Source organism: Streptomyces sp. NPDC107562 (assembly GCF_055657325.1).
On record NZ_JBVKBE010000016.1, the window covers coordinates 25,993 to 41,934 of the forward strand.

At 71.5% G+C, this 15,942-nt stretch carries 13 protein-coding genes; 8 read left to right on the plus strand and 5 right to left on the minus strand.

The features are described 5' to 3' along the window. The first annotated feature begins 8 nt into the window (after positions 1-8). On the plus strand, positions 9-1,013 hold the full coding sequence (locus tag ACZ7LV_RS32505) for a DNA-3-methyladenine glycosylase family protein (RefSeq protein ID WP_471944673.1): 1,005 nt from the start codon (positions 9-11) through the stop codon (positions 1,011-1,013). Positions 1,014-1,170: 157 nt separating this feature from the next. Here the strand turns inward: ACZ7LV_RS32505 and manB are convergent, their stop codons facing one another. Together manB and ACZ7LV_RS32515 are read right to left on the minus strand one after the other, a co-directional pair. Next, positions 1,171-2,253: a mannose-1-phosphate guanylyltransferase gene (manB, locus tag ACZ7LV_RS32510; RefSeq protein ID WP_401681317.1), complete on the minus strand. Its 1,083-nt coding sequence runs from the start codon at positions 2,251-2,253 to the stop codon at positions 1,171-1,173. Positions 2,254-2,451: 198 nt separating this feature from the next. Beyond that, a complete protein-coding gene (locus ACZ7LV_RS32515) occupies positions 2,452-3,828 on the minus strand; it encodes a peptidoglycan recognition protein family protein (protein ID WP_471944675.1) in 1,377 nt (458 codons plus the stop codon). A gap of 129 nt (positions 3,829-3,957) precedes the next feature. On the opposite strand from ACZ7LV_RS32515, the gene ACZ7LV_RS32520 reads away from it, so the two are divergent. The 4 genes from ACZ7LV_RS32520 to ACZ7LV_RS32535 all read left to right on the plus strand — a co-directional run bounded on the left by ACZ7LV_RS32520 (position 3,958) and on the right by ACZ7LV_RS32535 (position 9,989). Beyond that, positions 3,958-4,725 (plus strand): TIGR03089 family protein, encoded by a 768-nt coding sequence (locus ACZ7LV_RS32520; protein ID WP_471944677.1) that lies wholly within the window; start codon positions 3,958-3,960, stop codon positions 4,723-4,725. A 231-nt stretch (positions 4,726-4,956) separates the two neighbouring features. Next, on the plus strand, positions 4,957-6,204 hold the full coding sequence (locus ACZ7LV_RS32525; RefSeq protein WP_471944920.1) for an LCP family protein: 1,248 nt from the start codon (positions 4,957-4,959) through the stop codon (positions 6,202-6,204). Positions 6,205-6,448: 244 nt separating this feature from the next. Next, positions 6,449-8,218: an LCP family protein gene (locus ACZ7LV_RS32530; RefSeq protein WP_471944679.1), complete on the plus strand. Its 1,770-nt coding sequence runs from the start codon at positions 6,449-6,451 to the stop codon at positions 8,216-8,218. Between the two features lie 94 nt (positions 8,219-8,312). Continuing rightward, positions 8,313-9,989 carry an LCP family protein gene (locus ACZ7LV_RS32535; protein WP_471944681.1) on the plus strand — a complete coding sequence of 559 codons (1,677 nt, stop codon included), beginning with the start codon at positions 8,313-8,315 and terminating at the stop codon, positions 9,987-9,989. A 42-nt stretch (positions 9,990-10,031) separates the two neighbouring features. Here the strand turns inward: ACZ7LV_RS32535 and ACZ7LV_RS32540 are convergent, their stop codons facing one another. Next, the gene (locus tag ACZ7LV_RS32540) at positions 10,032-11,066 is read right to left on the minus strand and encodes a glycosyltransferase family 2 protein (RefSeq protein ID WP_471944683.1); all 1,035 of its coding nucleotides are present in this window, start codon (positions 11,064-11,066) and stop codon (positions 10,032-10,034) included. A gap of 138 nt (positions 11,067-11,204) precedes the next feature. On the opposite strand from ACZ7LV_RS32540, the gene ACZ7LV_RS32545 reads away from it, so the two are divergent. Beyond that, positions 11,205-12,668, plus strand: coding sequence for an LCP family protein (locus ACZ7LV_RS32545; protein WP_471944685.1), 1,464 nt, complete (start codon positions 11,205-11,207; stop codon positions 12,666-12,668). A gap of 238 nt (positions 12,669-12,906) precedes the next feature. Here the strand turns inward: ACZ7LV_RS32545 and ACZ7LV_RS32550 are convergent, their stop codons facing one another. Then, positions 12,907-13,473: an acyl-CoA thioesterase gene (locus ACZ7LV_RS32550; protein ID WP_471944687.1), complete on the minus strand. Its 567-nt coding sequence runs from the start codon at positions 13,471-13,473 to the stop codon at positions 12,907-12,909. Positions 13,474-13,592: 119 nt separating this feature from the next. Between ACZ7LV_RS32550 and ACZ7LV_RS32555 the strand changes: the two genes are divergently transcribed. Next, a complete protein-coding gene (locus tag ACZ7LV_RS32555; RefSeq protein ID WP_471944688.1) occupies positions 13,593-14,891 on the plus strand; it encodes an LCP family protein in 1,299 nt (432 codons plus the stop codon). After that, positions 14,884-15,507 (plus strand): HAD family hydrolase, encoded by a 624-nt coding sequence (locus tag ACZ7LV_RS32560; protein WP_471944690.1) that lies wholly within the window; start codon positions 14,884-14,886, stop codon positions 15,505-15,507. Before ACZ7LV_RS32555 ends, ACZ7LV_RS32560 begins: the two co-directional genes overlap by 8 nt. Positions 15,508-15,533: 26 nt before the next feature. Here the strand turns inward: ACZ7LV_RS32560 and ACZ7LV_RS32565 are convergent, their stop codons facing one another. Then, on the minus strand, positions 15,534-15,884 hold the full coding sequence (locus ACZ7LV_RS32565) for a four-helix bundle copper-binding protein (RefSeq protein ID WP_471944692.1): 351 nt from the start codon (positions 15,882-15,884) through the stop codon (positions 15,534-15,536). Positions 15,885-15,942 lie beyond the last annotated feature (58 nt).

Sequence of the window (15,942 nt, forward strand, 5' to 3'; positions counted from 1 at the left end):
GATCATCCGTGGCCGGCCGCTTCGCTCCTCGTCCCACGCGTACGACAGTGCGCGGCGGGGAGGTCGCCGTGCCCGCGGGCGTGCCGCGGCAGGCGGCGCGGGCGAGCGCCCGGGTCCGGACCTGGACGCCCGACGGCCCGCTGGAACCGGGGCTGGCCCTGGGACCGCTGCGGCGGGGCCCCGGCGACCCGACGTTCCGCACGACGCCCGACGGGTCGGTGTGGCGGGCGTGCCGCACGCCGGCCGGGCCGGGGACACTGCGGGTGTCGGCGTGCGACGGCCAGGTGCGGGGCGAGGCGTGGGGCCCCGGTGCGGACTGGCTCCTCGACCAGTTGCCCGACCTCCTCGGCGCCTCGGACGACCCGTCCCTCTTCGCGCCACGGCACCGGATCGTGGCCGTGGCGCGGCACCGGCGGCCCGGGCTGCGGCTGGGGCGGAGCGGGCTGGTGCTGGAGTCGTTGATCCCGTCGATCCTGGAACAGAAGGTCACGACCGACGAGGCGTACCGGGCGTGGCGGTTGCTCGTCCGCAAGTTCGGCGAGCCCGCGCCGGGGCCGGTGCCCGGGGGCATGCGGGTGATGCCGGCGCCGCGGACGTGGGCGCTGATCCCCTCCTGGGAGTGGCACCGGGCGGGTGTCGACGACAAGCGGGCGTCCACGATCCTGCGGTCGGTACGGGTCGCCGCGCGGCTGGAACAGGCGACGGGCATGGAACCCGCGGCCGCGCGGGCCCGTCTGGAGGTCGTCCCCGGAGTGGGGCCGTGGACGTCGGCGGAGACCGTGCAGCGCAGCCATGGAGCGCCGGACGAGGTGACCGTCGGGGATCTGCACCTGCCGGGGATCGTCGGCTGGGCACTGGCGGGTGACCGGGACGCCGACGACTCCGTGATGCTGTCCCTGCTGGAACCCTACGCCGGGCAACGGCACCGGGCCGCACGGCTCATCCTGCTGAGCGGCAGGGTGCCTCCGAGGCGGGCACCGAAGATGCCTCGCGTCGACATCGGCCGGTTGTAGCGGTCGCGGACCCGAGGCGTGACCCGATACCGGTGCGGAGGCCGGGGCGTCGCGCAGCCCGGCGCGACGGGGTGCCGCCCGCGCCCACCCGTGCCGCCCCAGGCGGCACGACTGCCCGCAGATCACGCACCGTCGCACACGCCCGGCCCCCGCGTGCCTACTGGTCCGACGAGAAGCGCACCGCCCCCCGCGGGATCCGCACGTCGCACCACACGCGTGCGCCCTCGCGGAGTTCGTTGTCGGGGCCGACCACCGCGCCGTCGCCGATGACCGCGCCGGTCAGGACGGAGCGGCGGCCGACGCGGGCGCGGTTCCCGATGAGCGAGTCGGTGATGACGGCGCCGGGCTCGATCACCGCGCCCGGCAGGATCGTGCTGCCGAAGACGCGCGCGCCCTCCGCGACGAACGCCCCCTCGCCCACCACCGTCCCGCCGGCCAGCTTCGCGTCCGGCGCCACCCGCGCCGTGGGCAGGACGAGACGGTCGCCGCAGCGCCCGGGCACCGCCGGCGAGGGCGCCCGCCCCAGCACCAGGTCCGCCGAGCCCCGTACGAACGCCGCCGGCGTGCCGAGGTCGAGCCAGTACGTGGAGTCGACCATCCCCTGCAGATGCGCGCCCGCCGACAACAGGCCGGGGAAGGTCTCCCGTTCCACCGACACCGGCCGGCCCGCCGGGATCGTGTCGATGACCGACCGGCGGAAGACGTACGCGCCCGCGTTGATCTGGTCGGTGACGATCTCCTCCGGCGTCTGCGGCTTCTCCAGGAACGCCGTCACCCGCCCCGTCTCGTCCGTCGGCACCAGCCCGTAGGCCCGCGGGTCCGTCACCTGCGTCAGGTGCAGGGACACGTCCGCGCCGGTCGTCTCGTGCGTGCGCACCAGCGCCCTGATGTTCAGCCCGGTCAGGATGTCGCCGTTGAAGACGAGGACCGGATCGTCAGGACCGGAGTGCAGCCGCGACGCCACGTTCCGGATCGCGCCGCCCGTGCCGAGCGGCTCGTCCTCCGTGACGTACTCGATGTGCAGCCCCAGCGACGAGCCGTCCCCGAAGTGCGGTTCGAAGACCTCCGCCAGATAGGACGTGGCGAGCACGATGTGCTCCACGCCCGCCGCCCTCGCCCGCGCCAGCTGGTGCGTGAGGAACGGCACCCCCGCCGCCCTGACCATGGGCTTGGGCGTGTGCACCGTGAGCGGGCGCAACCGGGTGCCCTTGCCGCCTACCAGGAGGATCGCTTCTGTCACCTGTCGTCTCTGCTTCCTGCCGGGACCGGCCGAACTGTCTTTCGGCCGGCCAGTGTATGCAGACCGATGTCCGGTGCCTTCGACGGCCGTACGCCCTCACCGAAAGCCCCCCTGAGAACACGTCCGCCCCATGTCTTGGTCCCTTGGATCCGTGCGATCCGTAAGATCCGTGAAACCCCGCGAAACGCCTCCCGACCCTCACGGCCGCCCCTGGAGACGTGACGCCTGCTCACGGATGGATCCGAGCTTGCCGTACAGAACCCCTCCAGGGCAGTCCGTCGCGAAACCGTCCCTGTGCCCTGAGATGACGTTCAGTCGTACGTTCGTACCTTTTTTGTAGAGGTTGCCACCCCCGGACTTCAGAGATGTCTTCCCTCCGGGATTGGCTCCGAAGAGCCCGAGCTTCCAGGCCGCCAACTGCCCCACGGCCTTCACCGTCGTCGCAGACGGTGAAGCGGTGTTGAACGTGCCGAGAACGGCGATGCCCGTGCTGTCGTTGTTGAACCCGAGGGTGTGAGCTCCCATGACCGCCTTCGCCACGCCCCCGGCGCGTCCCTCGTAGATGTTTCCGCACTTGTCGACGAGGAAGTTGTAGCCGAGGTCGCGCCAGCCCATGCTCACGACGTGGTAGCGGTAGATACCGCGAATGACGGACGGGGCCTGTGCGCAGGTGTAGTTGTTCCCGGTGGCCGTGTGGTGCACGAAGGCCGCCTTGACCGTCTTGGTGTAGAGGAACCCCTTCTCGCGCACCTTCTCGTCCGCGCCCCAGCCGTGCCGGGTGGTGATGCGCGGACGCGGGCCGATGTGGGGCTGCGCGAGCTGTTCCTGCGTCATCTCGTTGGCGCGCAGCACGAACAGCTCGTCCTCGGTGTCCGCCCGGCCGAGCGCCGGGATCTCGGTGGCGCCGAGCGGGGCGAGCAGGGCGTTGGGCTCCGCGGACGCGGCGGTCTCCGCGCTGAGGGGCCCGGTGAGCGGGGGGTCGTCGTCGGCGTCGGTGCGCGGGGCCGTTGTGCCGGTGCTCTCCGCCCGGCCGGGGTCGACGAGTTCGAGGCGCAGGCCGGTGGGGAGCGCGACGGCCGTGCGCCCGGCCGGGGCCTCGGGCCGGACGCGCACCTCGACACCGTCGGAGTCGCCGACCCACAGCGGTGCCGTGGCGCCGCGGAGGCGGCCGGAGGTGGCCTCGGGGCTGCCCGGGTCGGGGGCGTGCTCGCCGGTGTGGGTCTCGACGTCCTGCCAGCCGGACCAGGCGCCGGTTCCGGCCGCCCGCGTACGGACCTGGACGCGGCCCTGGAGGGCGGCGCCCGGGTCGTCCCAGACGACGCCGACGAGGGAGAACCGCCGTACGTCCTGGCGGGGCAGGCCCTGCGCGGCGGGCGCGCCGGGGGCACGCTCATCGGTCAGGGGGGCGAGGGGCAGGGACTGGGTGCTGCCCGGCGCTCCGGGCTGCACGGACCGGCCGACGAGTCGGCCGGGCTCGGTGCCCGGCGCCGCAACGGCGGTGGCGGGCAGGGTCAGAGGAAGGGAGAGGGCGGCGGCACACGTCACGCCGATGGAGGAAGCAAGGAGTCCACGCATGCTCCTGATCCTGGACATAGCCGTACAAATCTGTCCATCGCGGAATTGACACGCCGTCGGACGCCGTTCGCCCGATCCGGTGGCCCCGCCACTCGATGCCCGCCCGGCCGCGCGCGTACGCTTGCGCGGGTGAACGCCACCGATCGCACCCCTGCCGACCTGCTGCGTTCCGCGCTCGCCGCGGACCCCGCGCGCCCCCTGGTCACGTTCTACGACGACGCCACCGGAGAACGGGTCGAATTGTCCGTGGCCACCTTCGCCAATTGGGTGGCCAAGACGGCGAACCTCATCCAGGACGGGCTGTCGGCCGAGCCCGGCGACCGGATCGCGCTGCTGCTGCCCGCGCACTGGCAGACGGCCGTGTGGCTGCTGGCGTGTTCGTCGGCGGGCGTGCTCGCGGACATGGACGGCGATCCGTCGCGGGCGGACTTCGTGGTGGCCGGCCCCGGCCGGTTCGAGGACGGTCTCGCCTGCCGCGGCGAGCGGTACGCGCTGTCGCTGGCCCCGCTGGGCCGGCGCTTCCCCTCGCCGCCCGAGGGATACGCCGACTATGCCGTGGACGTGCCGAGCCACGGCGACCGGTTCGCGCCGTACGCGCCGGTCGACCCGGAGGCGCCCGCGCTGATCGTGGCCGGGGCGGAGTACACCGGGGCCGAGGTCGTGGAGCGGGCGTCCGCCGACGCACCCGGGCTGGATCTGACGGGGCCCGGTTCGCGGATCCTGTCCGCCCTGCCGTACGACACCTGGGAGGGACTGAGCGCCGGGCTGTACGCCCCGCTCGCGGCCGGGGGGTCCCTGGTGCTCTGCCGGAATCTCGACCGGCTGGACGGCGAGTCCCTGGCCAAGCGCATCGAGGCCGAACGCGTCACGGCGACCGCCCGCCAGGACAAGCCCTAGCGGGCCGGGCGCGCACCCCTCACGCCACCTGCGGGAACGACCCCTCCCCCACCTCCTCGCGGCGCTCTCCCCAGGTACCCGGGCGTCACTCGATCGGCCCACCACCACCCGCGCCCCCACCCCATCCGGGTCATGGTCGTAGGAGCAGTAAGGGCAGCACGACACGCTGGACCGTTCGTACACGCTCGTACTCCATGAGGGGTGGATTCCGTCGTGAGGGACACCGCAGGCATGCCATCCGGGGGCCCGGACGACAACACGCCGGCGGTGTCCCTGGGGCCGGGCGCCGGGGCCTCCGCGAGCGGCGACGGGCTCATACGCCGGCGCCGACGGCGCTGGACCTGCGGGGGGACGGTGGGGATGGTGGGGATCCTGACCGGCGCGCTGGTCGCCGGATGGATCGTCTACACGAAGCTCGACGGCAACATCACACCCGACGAGGCCGCGGCCGCCGAGCTCGCGCGCTACGAGCGGGAGCGGCCGACCGCGCTGGTGCGGGGCGCGCAGAACATCCTGCTCATCGGATCGGACTCGCGGGCGGGCGAGGAGAACGGCGCGTACGGCCGGGACACCGGGACCGAGCGCTCGGACACCACCATCCTGCTGCACCTGTCGGCCGGGCGGAGCAGCGCCACCGCGGTGTCCATCCCCCGCGACCTGATGGTGGACGTGCCCGGCTGCCGGCGTCCGGACGGCAAGCGCAGCGAGCCGATGTTCGCGATGTTCAACTACGCCTTCGAGACGGGCGGGTCGGCCTGCACCATCCGCACCGTCGAGCAGATGACGGACATCCGCATCGATCACCACGTGGTCGTCGACTTCAGCGGGTTCAAGAAGCTGGTCGACGCCGTGGGCGGCGTACGGATCTGTGTGGCCGAGCCGATCGTCGACAAGGAGGCCAAGCTGCGGCTGCCGGCCGGCCTCGTGACGCTCGACGGCGAGCAGGCCCTCGGTTACGTCCGGGTGCGCAAGTCCCTCGGCAACGGCAGCGACACCGACCGGATGGAGCGCCAGCAGCAATTCCTCGCGGCCCTGGTGCAGAAGCTGCGCGGCAACGACGTGCTGCTGAACCCCGTGAAGCTGTATCCCGTCCTGGACGCGGCCACGTCGGCGCTCACCACGGACCCGGGCCTGGCAAGTCTGCGTGGTTTGTACGACCTTGTCCGGGGTCTGCGCGACATCCCCACGGAACAGGTGCAGTTCCTCACGGTGCCGCGGGAGTCGTACGAGGGCAATGCCAATCGCGACCAGTTGATGGAGCCCGCGGCCGAGCGCCTCTTCGAGCGGCTCCGTTCCGACGCGCCGGTGGAGGTCTCCGGAAAAACCGTCCTGGATTTCGCCGGAAGCGCGTACGAGGGGAACGGCGGTACGGTTTCGCAGTCGAACGGTTACGGTGCGTACGCCGATTCCGTCCTTTCTCCTGTTTCTCCGGCACCCACGTTCAGCGGGAAGACCGCCGCCGAGGACGACTGCCGGTAAGGCGAGTGCGGTGCCGTAGGACATTAGTTCCGGGAAATGGGCGGATTGCCCAGTTGTAGGAACGTGGAATTTGTCACCGTCGTCGCTCGACGTTGAACTGGGCGGATAGTGTGAGCGCTTCGGTGCACCCGGCCCCCGGCCACGCAGTCATTCCGGGGTCGCGCACTGTGTACGAGGTTTGTACGAGACCGAGCGCCTCAAGGGGGAAGGCGCCGCGTGGCCCCGACGGAGGATTCAGGCAACCGTGGACGCGCAAGGCCGTGGGCGGGCGGAGAACATCGATCCCGCAGACCAGTGGGTACTCAATCCGAACACCGGCGAATACGAACTGCGACTGGGCCCTTCCGCACCGCAGTCAACGGTTCCCGGCCCGCGCCGAGCAGGCAACCGCGGTTCCGGCGCAGCACCCCGCGCCCGGACATCGCCCGCCGGGCGGGAGAAGAGCGCGCGGGAGCAGGCCGGCGCCGAGAAGCAGAACGCGCCGGACCGCGGTGAGGTGCCGGGGCAGCGCAGACGCCGCACCCCGGCTCCCGAGCCGGCCGCCGGGCGGCGCGGGCGCCGGCCCGCGAAGAAGACCAAGGCGAGGAAGGCAGTGCTGTGGACCGGCGGCGTCCTGGCCTTCCTGCTCGTCGCGGGGGCAGGTGCCGGATACCTCTACATCGAGCACCTCAACGGCAACATCACCTCCGTCGCCGACGACGGTGCCAGCACCGGTGGCTTCCAGAAGGACAAGGCCATCAACATCCTGTTGATCGGAACCGACAAGCGCACCGGCGCGGGCAACGAGGCCTACGGCGACTCGGGCAGCCCCGGCCACGCGGACACCACGATCCTGCTGCACGTCTCCAAGGACCGCTCGAACGCCACCGCGCTGAGCATCCCCCGTGACCTGATCGTGGACGTGCCGGACTGTCCGACCACCCAGGAGGACGGCAGCTCCGAGGTGATCCCGGGCACCCCGGGCGTCCGCTTCAACACGAGCCTCGGCCAGAGCGGTCGTACGCCGTCCTGCACCATGCGCACGGTGACCGAGCTGACCGGGATCACGCCGGACAACTTCATGGTCGCCGACTTCAACGCGGTCAAGACGCTGACGACGGCGGTCGACGGCGTCGAGGTGTGTCTGGCCAAGGACATCGACGACCCGGACTCCAAGCTCAAGCTGTCGGAAGGCAATCACACGATCCAGGGCGAGCAGGCACTCGCCTTCGTCCGCACCCGGCACTCCGTCGGCACCGGCGGCGACCTGAGCCGCATCAACCTCCAGCAGCAGTTCCTCAGCGCGCTGATGCGCAAGCTGAAGTCCAACGACACGCTCACCGATCCGTCGAAGATGCTGAAGCTGGCCGAGACGGGCACCAAGGCGCTGACCGTCGACTCCCAGCTGGACAGCATCGGCAAGCTCAAGGACCTCGGTCTGGAGCTGGGCAAGCTCGACACCAAGAACCTGACGTTCACCACGGTGCCGGTCGTCGACAACCCGGCCGAGACGGTGAAGGCGACCGTCGTGGTGGACGAGTCGAAGGCGCCCGCCGTCTTCGACGCCATCAACAACGACGTCTCCTTCACCGCGGTCAAGCAGCAGAAGGCCAAGGAGAAGGCCGCCGTGGCGGCCCGGCTCAAGGGCAGCAAGTCCGAACCGTCCGAGGTGCGCGTGCGCATCCTCAACGGCGGCGCCCCCTCGGGCAGCGCCTCGGAGACCCTCAGCTGGTTGCAGCTGGAGGAGGGCGTGTCCAAGTCCGAGAACGCCGGGAACGCCGAGCAGGAGCTGGGCAGGACCACGCTGGAGTACGCGCCGGACCAGGCCGACCAGGCACGCAGGCTGGCCGAGATCCTGGGGCTGTCCGGCTCGGCGATGAAGCCCGGTGAGAGCGTGACCAACGCCCAGGGCCTGCCGACGATGACGCTGACGCTCGGCAAGGACTTCAAGGGTGCGGGCACCCCCGTCTCCGGTCCGGCCAAGGCGCCGGACGTCGAGAAGTCCACGGCGGACAAGGTCAAGTGCGCCGAATAGGAAATTGAGGGGTAACCCAACGGGTCCGTCGTGCGTCTGACTTGGCGCGGGGCGGACCCGTTCTTGATGGGCGCAGGGGTGGGAGGGCAGGCAGGTGGCGCAGAGCAGTGTGCGCAAGGACGTGCCGGCGGTGGAGGGCACGGGCACGGGGACCCTCACCACACGGGACGAGGAGACGACGGCCGCGCCGGGGGCGGACGTCCACGGGCGGCGTGGCGGGGGCGGGCGGCGCGGGGGGCGCCGCGGCGCCCCGCGACGGCCTCGCAGACGGCGCGTCCTGCGCTGGTCGGCGACCGTGCTGTCGGTGGTCATACTCGGGACCGCCGGCGCGGGCTATCTCTACTACCGGCATCTCAACGACAACCTGGAGACCGGCCGGCGCAGCGGCGGCGACTCGAAGGCCGAGCGGCCCCGGCCGAACGCGGCCGGACAGACGCCGCTGAACATCCTGCTGATCGGCTCCGACAGCCGGAACAGCGCGGAGAACCTGAAGCTCGGCGGTTCGAAGAGCAGCGTCGGGGGCAAGCCGCGCGCGGACGTGCAGATGCTGGTGCACCTCTCGGCGGACCGCGAGAACGCGTCGGTCGTGAGCATTCCGCGTGACACCCGGGTCGACATCCCCGCGTGCACGGACCCGGAGACCGGCGAGACCTACCAGGCGACCAACCGGATCATCAACGAGTCCCTCGCCCGCGGTGGCCCCGGCTGCACGCTGACCACCTGGGAGAACCTCACCGGGGTCTACATCGACCACTGGATGACGATCGACTTCGCGGGTGTGGTGGACATGGCCGACGCGGTCGGCGGCGTCGAGGTCTGCGTGGAGCAGAACGTGTGGGACCGCCCGTTGCCGGGCGTGCCCGGCGGCTCCGGACTGAAGCTGGAGGCCGGCACGCAGAAGGTGCAGGGCAAGCAGGCACTGCAGTGGCTGCGCACCCGGCACGCCTTCTACAGCGACCTGGGCCGCTCCAAGGCCCAGCACATGTACATGAACTCGATGATCCGCACCCTGAAGCAGCAGAACGTCTTCACGGACACGGGCCGGCTGATGAACCTCGCCGAGACGGCCACGAAGGCGCTCAAGGTCTCCGAGGAGATCGGCACGGTCAAGGACTTGTACGACCTCGGCATGCAACTGAAGACGGTGCCGACCAACCGCATCACCATGACGACCATGCCGACCGTCGCCGACCCGCAGGACGCCAATCATCTGGTGCCGGCCGGGGCGGACGCCGAGCAGATCTGGTCGATGGTCCGCGACGACGTGCCCTTCGACAAGAACGGCAAGCGGACCTCGAAGAAGCCCGCGGACAAGGGCGGGAGCCCCGCCGCGCCGTCCGGCGACCCGGCCGCCGACGACGCCGAGATCGGCGTCCTGGTGCAGAACGCGACCCGGTCCACGTCCGAGGGCGCGGTCGACGGGCGGGCCGGCACGCTCGCGGGGGCGCTGGTCGCCAAGGGCTTCACCCGGGCGTCGGCGGACATGACCGGCGGGCTGTCCGTGGAGAAGACCGTCGTGCGTTATCCGAGCGCCGAGTTGGAGGGTGACGCCGCGCGGGTCGCCGAGTCCCTCGGCATCCCCCTGAGTTCGGTGCAGAAGTCGACCGACGTCAGCGGGGTCACGCTCGTCGTGGGCGCCGACTGGCGCGAGGGCACGACGTACCCGAAGCAGCGCAAGCCCGAGGCAGGGGACCTGCCCGAGTCGGCGGACGCGCTCAACGGGTCGGACCGCAGCAAGTGCATGGACGTCTACGCGCCCTACCGCTGGTAGCAGGCGCGCCGGGGGCGGGCCCGCGGGCACGCCCCCCGACGGTCACGCGGTGGCGGAGTCCCGCACGGCCGGGCGGCGGGACGCGATGACCCGCTTCGCCAGGGACCTGGGGCTGGTCAGGAAGCCGTACCCCCACGACATGTGCATCGTGGCGAGGGCGAGGGGGATCTGGAGCCGGGCCTTCAGGGGCAGGGCCTTGCCCGCCGGTACGGATCCCAGCGCGATCGCCGCGACGTAGCCGCCGGGGATCAGGAACGCCCACGGCGTCAGGGCGGCGCCCACGACCAGGCCCGCGGCGATCGCGCAGACGGCGGTCGGCGGCGCGAGGTAGCGCAGGTTGATGGAGCCGGAGTGGTAGCGGGCGACGACGTGCCGCCAGCGGCCGTAGTCCTTGTACTGCTTGGCCAGTGCCCGGACGCTGGGCCGCGGCCGGTAGGACACCTTGAGCTCGGGCGAGAACCAGATCAGCCCGCCGGCCTCGCGTATCCGGAAGTTGAGCTCCCAGTCCTGGGCGCGGATGAACTCCTCGTTGTACCCGCCCTGCTGTTCGAGGGCCGCACGGCGGAAGACGCCGAGGTACACCGTCTCGGCGGGGCCCGCCTGCCCGCCGGTGTGGAACGCGGCGTTGCCGACGCCGATCTTCGAGGTCATCGCGGCGGCGACGGCGTGCTCCCAGTCGTTCTCGCCCTCGGCGTGCATGATGCCGCCGACGTTCTGCGCGCCGGTCTCCTCCAGGAGCCGTACGGCGGTCGCGATGTAGTTCGGGGAGAGGATGCCGTGGCCGTCGACGCGGACCACGACCGGGTGCCGGGAGGCCTTGATCGCGGCGTTCAGCGCGGCGGGGGTCCGGCCGGTCGGGTTCGGGACCGTGTGCACGCGGGGGTCCTCGGCGACCAGTTCGGCGGCGATCTCGTCCGTGCGGTCCGCGGAGGGACCGAGGGCGATCACGACCTCCATCTCGCCGGCGTACTCCTGGGCGAGGATCGCGTGGACGGCGCCGCGCAGATGCCGCTCCTCGTTGAGGACGGGCATGATCACGGACACGGCGGGGAGCTGCACGTCGGGCTTCGCGTTCATAGGGGGCTCACGTTACCGCGAACGGGGGACAGCGAGCCGCCCCGCCCGTGGCGGTGCACCGGTCCACAGATCGTATGGGCCTACGGTGCTGATGATCCCACGTACGGCCGTAGCGCCCGCTCCAGCGGAGGTTTTCCCATGCCCGCCTCGCCGCCTCGGTCCCCTGCCCGCCCGCAGCACCGTCCGCAGCCGCGCCGCGCGGTGCGGCCACCCGTACGGCGCAGGAAGCCGCGTTGGGCCATGCGGGCGGTGACCACGCTCTCGGTGGTGATTCTCGCCTCGGCCGGGATCGGGCACGCGGTGGTCAGCAGCCTGGACGCGGGGATCGCCCGGGTCGACCCGTTCAAGGACATGAAGAACCGGCCGCGTGCCGGGCACGGGATGAACGTGCTGCTGGTCGGCACCGACGGCCGGGACAAGATCTCCGAGGCCGAGCGGCGCAGATACCGCCTCGGCGGGGCGCCCTGCCACTGCACGGACACGATCATGATCGTGCACATCTCGGAGGACCGGGAGCGGGCCAGCGTGGTGAGCCTGCCGCGCGACTCGTACGCCGAACTGCCCCCGCACACCGACCGCAACAGCGGCAAACCGCACGCGGCGCACCCGGTGAAGCTGAACGCGGCCTACGCGGAGGGCGGGCCGCAGCTGACCGTGCGGACGGTCGAGCACATGACGCGGCTGAAGATCGACCACTATCTGGAGATCGACTTCACCACCTTCATGCGGACCGTGGACGTCCTGGGCGGGGTGAAGGTCTGCACCGCCCGCCCGCTGAAGGACTCCCACACCGGCCTGGACCTCACGGCCGGCACGCACCGGCTCTCGGGCGGCGAGGCCCTGCAGTACGTCCGCGCCCGCTACGTCGACGGGGCCTCCGACCTCGGCCGGATGCAGCGCCAGCAGCACTTCCTGGCCGGGCTGATCGACCAGTCGACGTCCTCGGGGGTGCTGCTGAACCCGATGAAGTTCCGGGACGTGACCCGGGCGGTGCTGGGCTCGGTGCGCGCGGACAAGGGCTTCGGCACGGACGAACTGCTCGACCTGGGGCGGGCGATGCGCAACTTCTCCCCGTCCTCCTCGGAGTTCACGACGGTCCCCCTCGGCAGGATGGGATACGCGGTGAAGGGCATCGGCTCGACGCTGAAGTGGGACCCGGTGAAGTCCGGCCGCCTCTTCACCGCCCTGCGCGACGACAAGCCGCTCGCCGCGGACCGGCCCAGGGACACCACGCTGCGCGTGGACGTGGCACCCCAGCAGATCCGGGTCCAGGTGGAGAACGGCACCAGCACCCCCGGCCTCGGCCGCCGCGCCGACGCCGCGCTCGCCGCGACGGGCTTCGGCACCACCCGCCGACCGACCAACTCCGCCACGCAGTCGGTACGCCGGACGATCGTCGCCTACGACCCCCGCTGGGACCGCTCCGCGAAGTCGCTCGCGGCGGCCCTGCCGGGCAGCGAACTGCGGGCGGTCAAGGGGCAGGGGGCCACGCTCAAGGTGATCGTCGGAACGGACTACCGGCAGGTGCGGAAGGTGAAGGCGGCGGACGTACGCGAGGGGGAGTTCGGAGTGGTGCGCGGCGACGAGGTGAAGTGCTCCTAGGGCGTTGCGAACGCGCCGTCGTCGTCCGGGGGGACGGCAACGCGGCGTCCGGCGCGCCCTTTCGTGCGTCTGCCGTGCCGGGCGCCGACGCGGCAGACGCCACTTCGCGGCAGGCACTGCGGCGAGAGGCGCGTGCCGGGCGTCGCGCGGTAGAGGCCACTTCGCGGCGGGCACTGCGGGCCCGTCCGGCGCTTCGCGTCGTCGTCCGGGGCGGTGTCCCGTCGGGCCTGTGGGCCCGTCAGTCCTCGATGCCCTCCGCGGCGCGCTTGGCGCGCAGGTCCGTGATGGCCCGGCGGCGGGCCAGCCGGTGGGTGCGGCGGATCTGGGCCTCCTGGTAACGGCGCTTGTCGCGCTCGGTCTCCGGCAGGACCGGCGGCACCCGGCGGGGCTTTCCGTCGGCGTCGACGGCGGCGAAGACGAGGTAGGCGGAGCCCACCTGCGTGGCCGGCGCGGACTCGTTCCAGCGTTCGGCGAGGACCCGGACGCCGACCTCCATCGAGGTCCGGCCGGTCCAGTTCACCTGGGCCTTGACGTGGACCAGGTCGCCGACGCGGACCGGCTCCAGGAAGGCCATCTCGTCCATGGACGCGGTGACGGCGGGACCGCCGCTGTGCCGGCCGGCCACCGCGCCCGCCGCGTCGTCCACGAGTTTCATGATCACACCGCCGTGCACCGTACCCAGCAGGTTGGTGTCGCTGTGGGTCATGATGTGGCTGAGAGTGGTCCGGGACGCCGAGGTGGGCTTGCCCGGGATGTCCGGAGTGTCCGGGGTCTCCGGCTCCGGGGCGCTGGCCTGGTCTGTCATGGCCTCCACCTTATGCCGAGGTCGGAGGCGCGGAATTTGTGTCAGCTTGGCAACAGCACCGCTGTGATTTTCCGCCGAACCTTGTAAGGCACATGTCCCTGCCCTGCACACTGGGGCGCATGAATGACTGGCCCCAAGGATGGTCCGACGACGCCCGCGGCAACCGGTACGGACGCGGCAGCGCAGGCGCGCAGCCTGAGAGCGCCCGCGTGATGCGCCAGGTCCGGCGTGGCCCGGCGGCACCGCCCGGCGGCCAGGCACCGCCCTACGGAGTCCCGCAGCAGCCGTCGTACGTCGACGGGCAGGGGCACGACCCCCAGGACCCCTACGGCAACGGTTACGACAGCGGCTACAACACCGGCCAGGTCTACGGCACTCCGGGCGGCCGGGGCCCCGGCGACCCCGGCGACGGTTACGGCGGCGGTGCGCCGCGGCCCGCGCCGAACTGGCGGCGCCGCATCAAGGTGACATCGATCACCCTGGTCACCGTGCTGGTCGTCACCCTGGTCGGCACCTACTTCTGGGCCGACTCCAAGCTCAACCGCGAGGTCGACCTCTCCAAGGTGATCGACCGGCCGGAGGCGGGCGAGGGCACGAACTACCTCATCGTCGGCTCCGACAGCCGTGCGGGCATGACCAGCGAGCAGAAGAAGAACCTGCACACCGGTTCCGCCGAGGGCAAGCGCACGGACTCGATGATGATCCTGCACACCGGTGGCGGCGCCCCGACGCTGATCTCACTGCCGCGTGACTCGGACGTGGAGATCCCGACCTTCGTCGGCTCCGAGTCCGGCAAGACGTACCAGGGCACCGGGCGGCACGTGAAGCTGAACGCGGCGTACGCCGAGGACGGCCCCGAACTGCTCGTGCGCACCGTCGAGTTCAACACCGGGCTGCACATCGACCACTACGTCGAGATCGGTTTCGCCGGCTTCGCGAACATCGTGGACGCGGTCGGCGGTGTCGAGATCGACATCCCGCAGGACATCAAGGACAGCAAGTCCGGCGCGGACCTGAAGAAGGGCAAGCAGGTCCTCGACGGCCAGCAGGCCCTCGCCTTCGTCCGCACCCGTTACGCGCTGGCCGGCTCCGACCTGGACCGCACCAAGAACCAGCAGAAGTTCCTCTCCGCGCTCGCCAACCAGGTGGCCACCCCGAGCACCGTCCTCAACCCCTTCGCGCTGTACCCGACCCTGGGCGCCGGCCTCGACTCGCTCATCGTCGACAAGGAGACGGGCCTGTTCGACCTCGCCGACATGTTCTGGGCGATGAAGGGCGTCAGCGGCGGCGACGGCAAGTCGATGAACATGCCCCTCGCGGGCAGCTCCGGCGGCAACCTGCTGTGGGACAAGGACAAGGTGAAGACGCTGGTGGAGCAGCTGAAGAACGACGAGAAGGTCACTGTCTCCGGTGACTGACACCCGTGGGCGGCGACCCTTCGACGCGGTGCTCTGCGACGTCGACAACGTGATCCGCTTCTACGACGCCTCCCGGGTGACCGCGCTGGAGCGCGCCGCGGGGCTCTCCGAGGGCATCACGATGAAGGTGGCGTTCGCTCCGGAGACCGACCTGCCCCTGATGCTGGGCCGGATCGACATGTGCGAGTGGGTCGAGCAGATCGTGGCCGGCTTCGCCGGGATCGCGCCGGGTCCGGAGGCGTACGGCCTCGCCCAGGCGCTCGCCGAGGCGCCCTTCCACGCCGACGCGACCGTGGTCTCGCTGCTGCGCCGGGTCCGGGCCCACATGCCGCTGGTCCTGGTCAGCAACGCCTCGGTGACCCTGGAGGCGGACCTGGACACGCTCGGCCTGTCCGATCTCGCCGACCACGTCGTCAGCAGCGCCAGGGTCGGGCTGGTCAAGCCGGACCCGCGGATCTACCGCATCGCGGCCGACCTGGCGGGCGTACCGCCGGAGCGGTGCCTCTTCGTGGACGACGGCCTGGAGAACGTGGAGGCGGCGGCCGCCCTCGGCATGACGCCCGTGCACTTCCGGGAATCGGCCGATCTGGAACGGGCCCTGGCGCCGCTGCTCTGAGCGGCGCCCGGGCCCGCCGCTGCGGCCTACGCCATCGCGCGGCACATGTCGGCACAGCGACGACAGGACTCGGCGCAGCGCATCATCTGCGGGTCGTCGGGCATGGACATGCACGCCTCGGCGCACATGTCGCAGGCCTTGGCGCACATCGCGCACATCTCGGCCGACAGCGGTGAGCGGCGCATCATCATGTCGGCGCACATGCGGGTCATCTCGGAGCAGTCGATCAGCGGGCGCATGATCTGCATCTGCGCCTGACCGCCCTTCTGCATGCAGGAGCTCATGGTCTCCTCGCACACCGAGTGGCAGGACATGCACGCGTCCACGCAGTCCTGCATCGCCTTGCTCATCGCCGTCATGGTTCCGGGCTGGGTCATGGCTCCTCCTGGGGTGGGTGGGGGCGGGAGGGGTCCCGGAGGGACCCCGTGCCCTTCC

Coding starts and splice junctions, on each gene's coding strand:
- ACZ7LV_RS32550 (WP_471944687.1), bottom strand. CDS start 13,473: ATGACAGACCAGGCCAGCGCCCCGGAGCCGGAGACCCCGGACACTCCG.
- ACZ7LV_RS32555 (WP_471944688.1), top strand. CDS start 13,593: ATGAATGACTGGCCCCAAGGATGGTCCGACGACGCCCGCGGCAACCGG.
- ACZ7LV_RS32525 (WP_471944920.1), top strand. CDS start 4,957: ATGCCATCCGGGGGCCCGGACGACAACACGCCGGCGGTGTCCCTGGGG.
- ACZ7LV_RS32565 (WP_471944692.1), bottom strand. CDS start 15,884: ATGACCCAGCCCGGAACCATGACGGCGATGAGCAAGGCGATGCAGGAC.
- ACZ7LV_RS32545 (WP_471944685.1), top strand. CDS start 11,205: ATGCCCGCCTCGCCGCCTCGGTCCCCTGCCCGCCCGCAGCACCGTCCG.
- ACZ7LV_RS32515 (WP_471944675.1), bottom strand. CDS start 3,828: ATGCGTGGACTCCTTGCTTCCTCCATCGGCGTGACGTGTGCCGCCGCC.
- ACZ7LV_RS32540 (WP_471944683.1), bottom strand. CDS start 11,066: ATGAACGCGAAGCCCGACGTGCAGCTCCCCGCCGTGTCCGTGATCATG.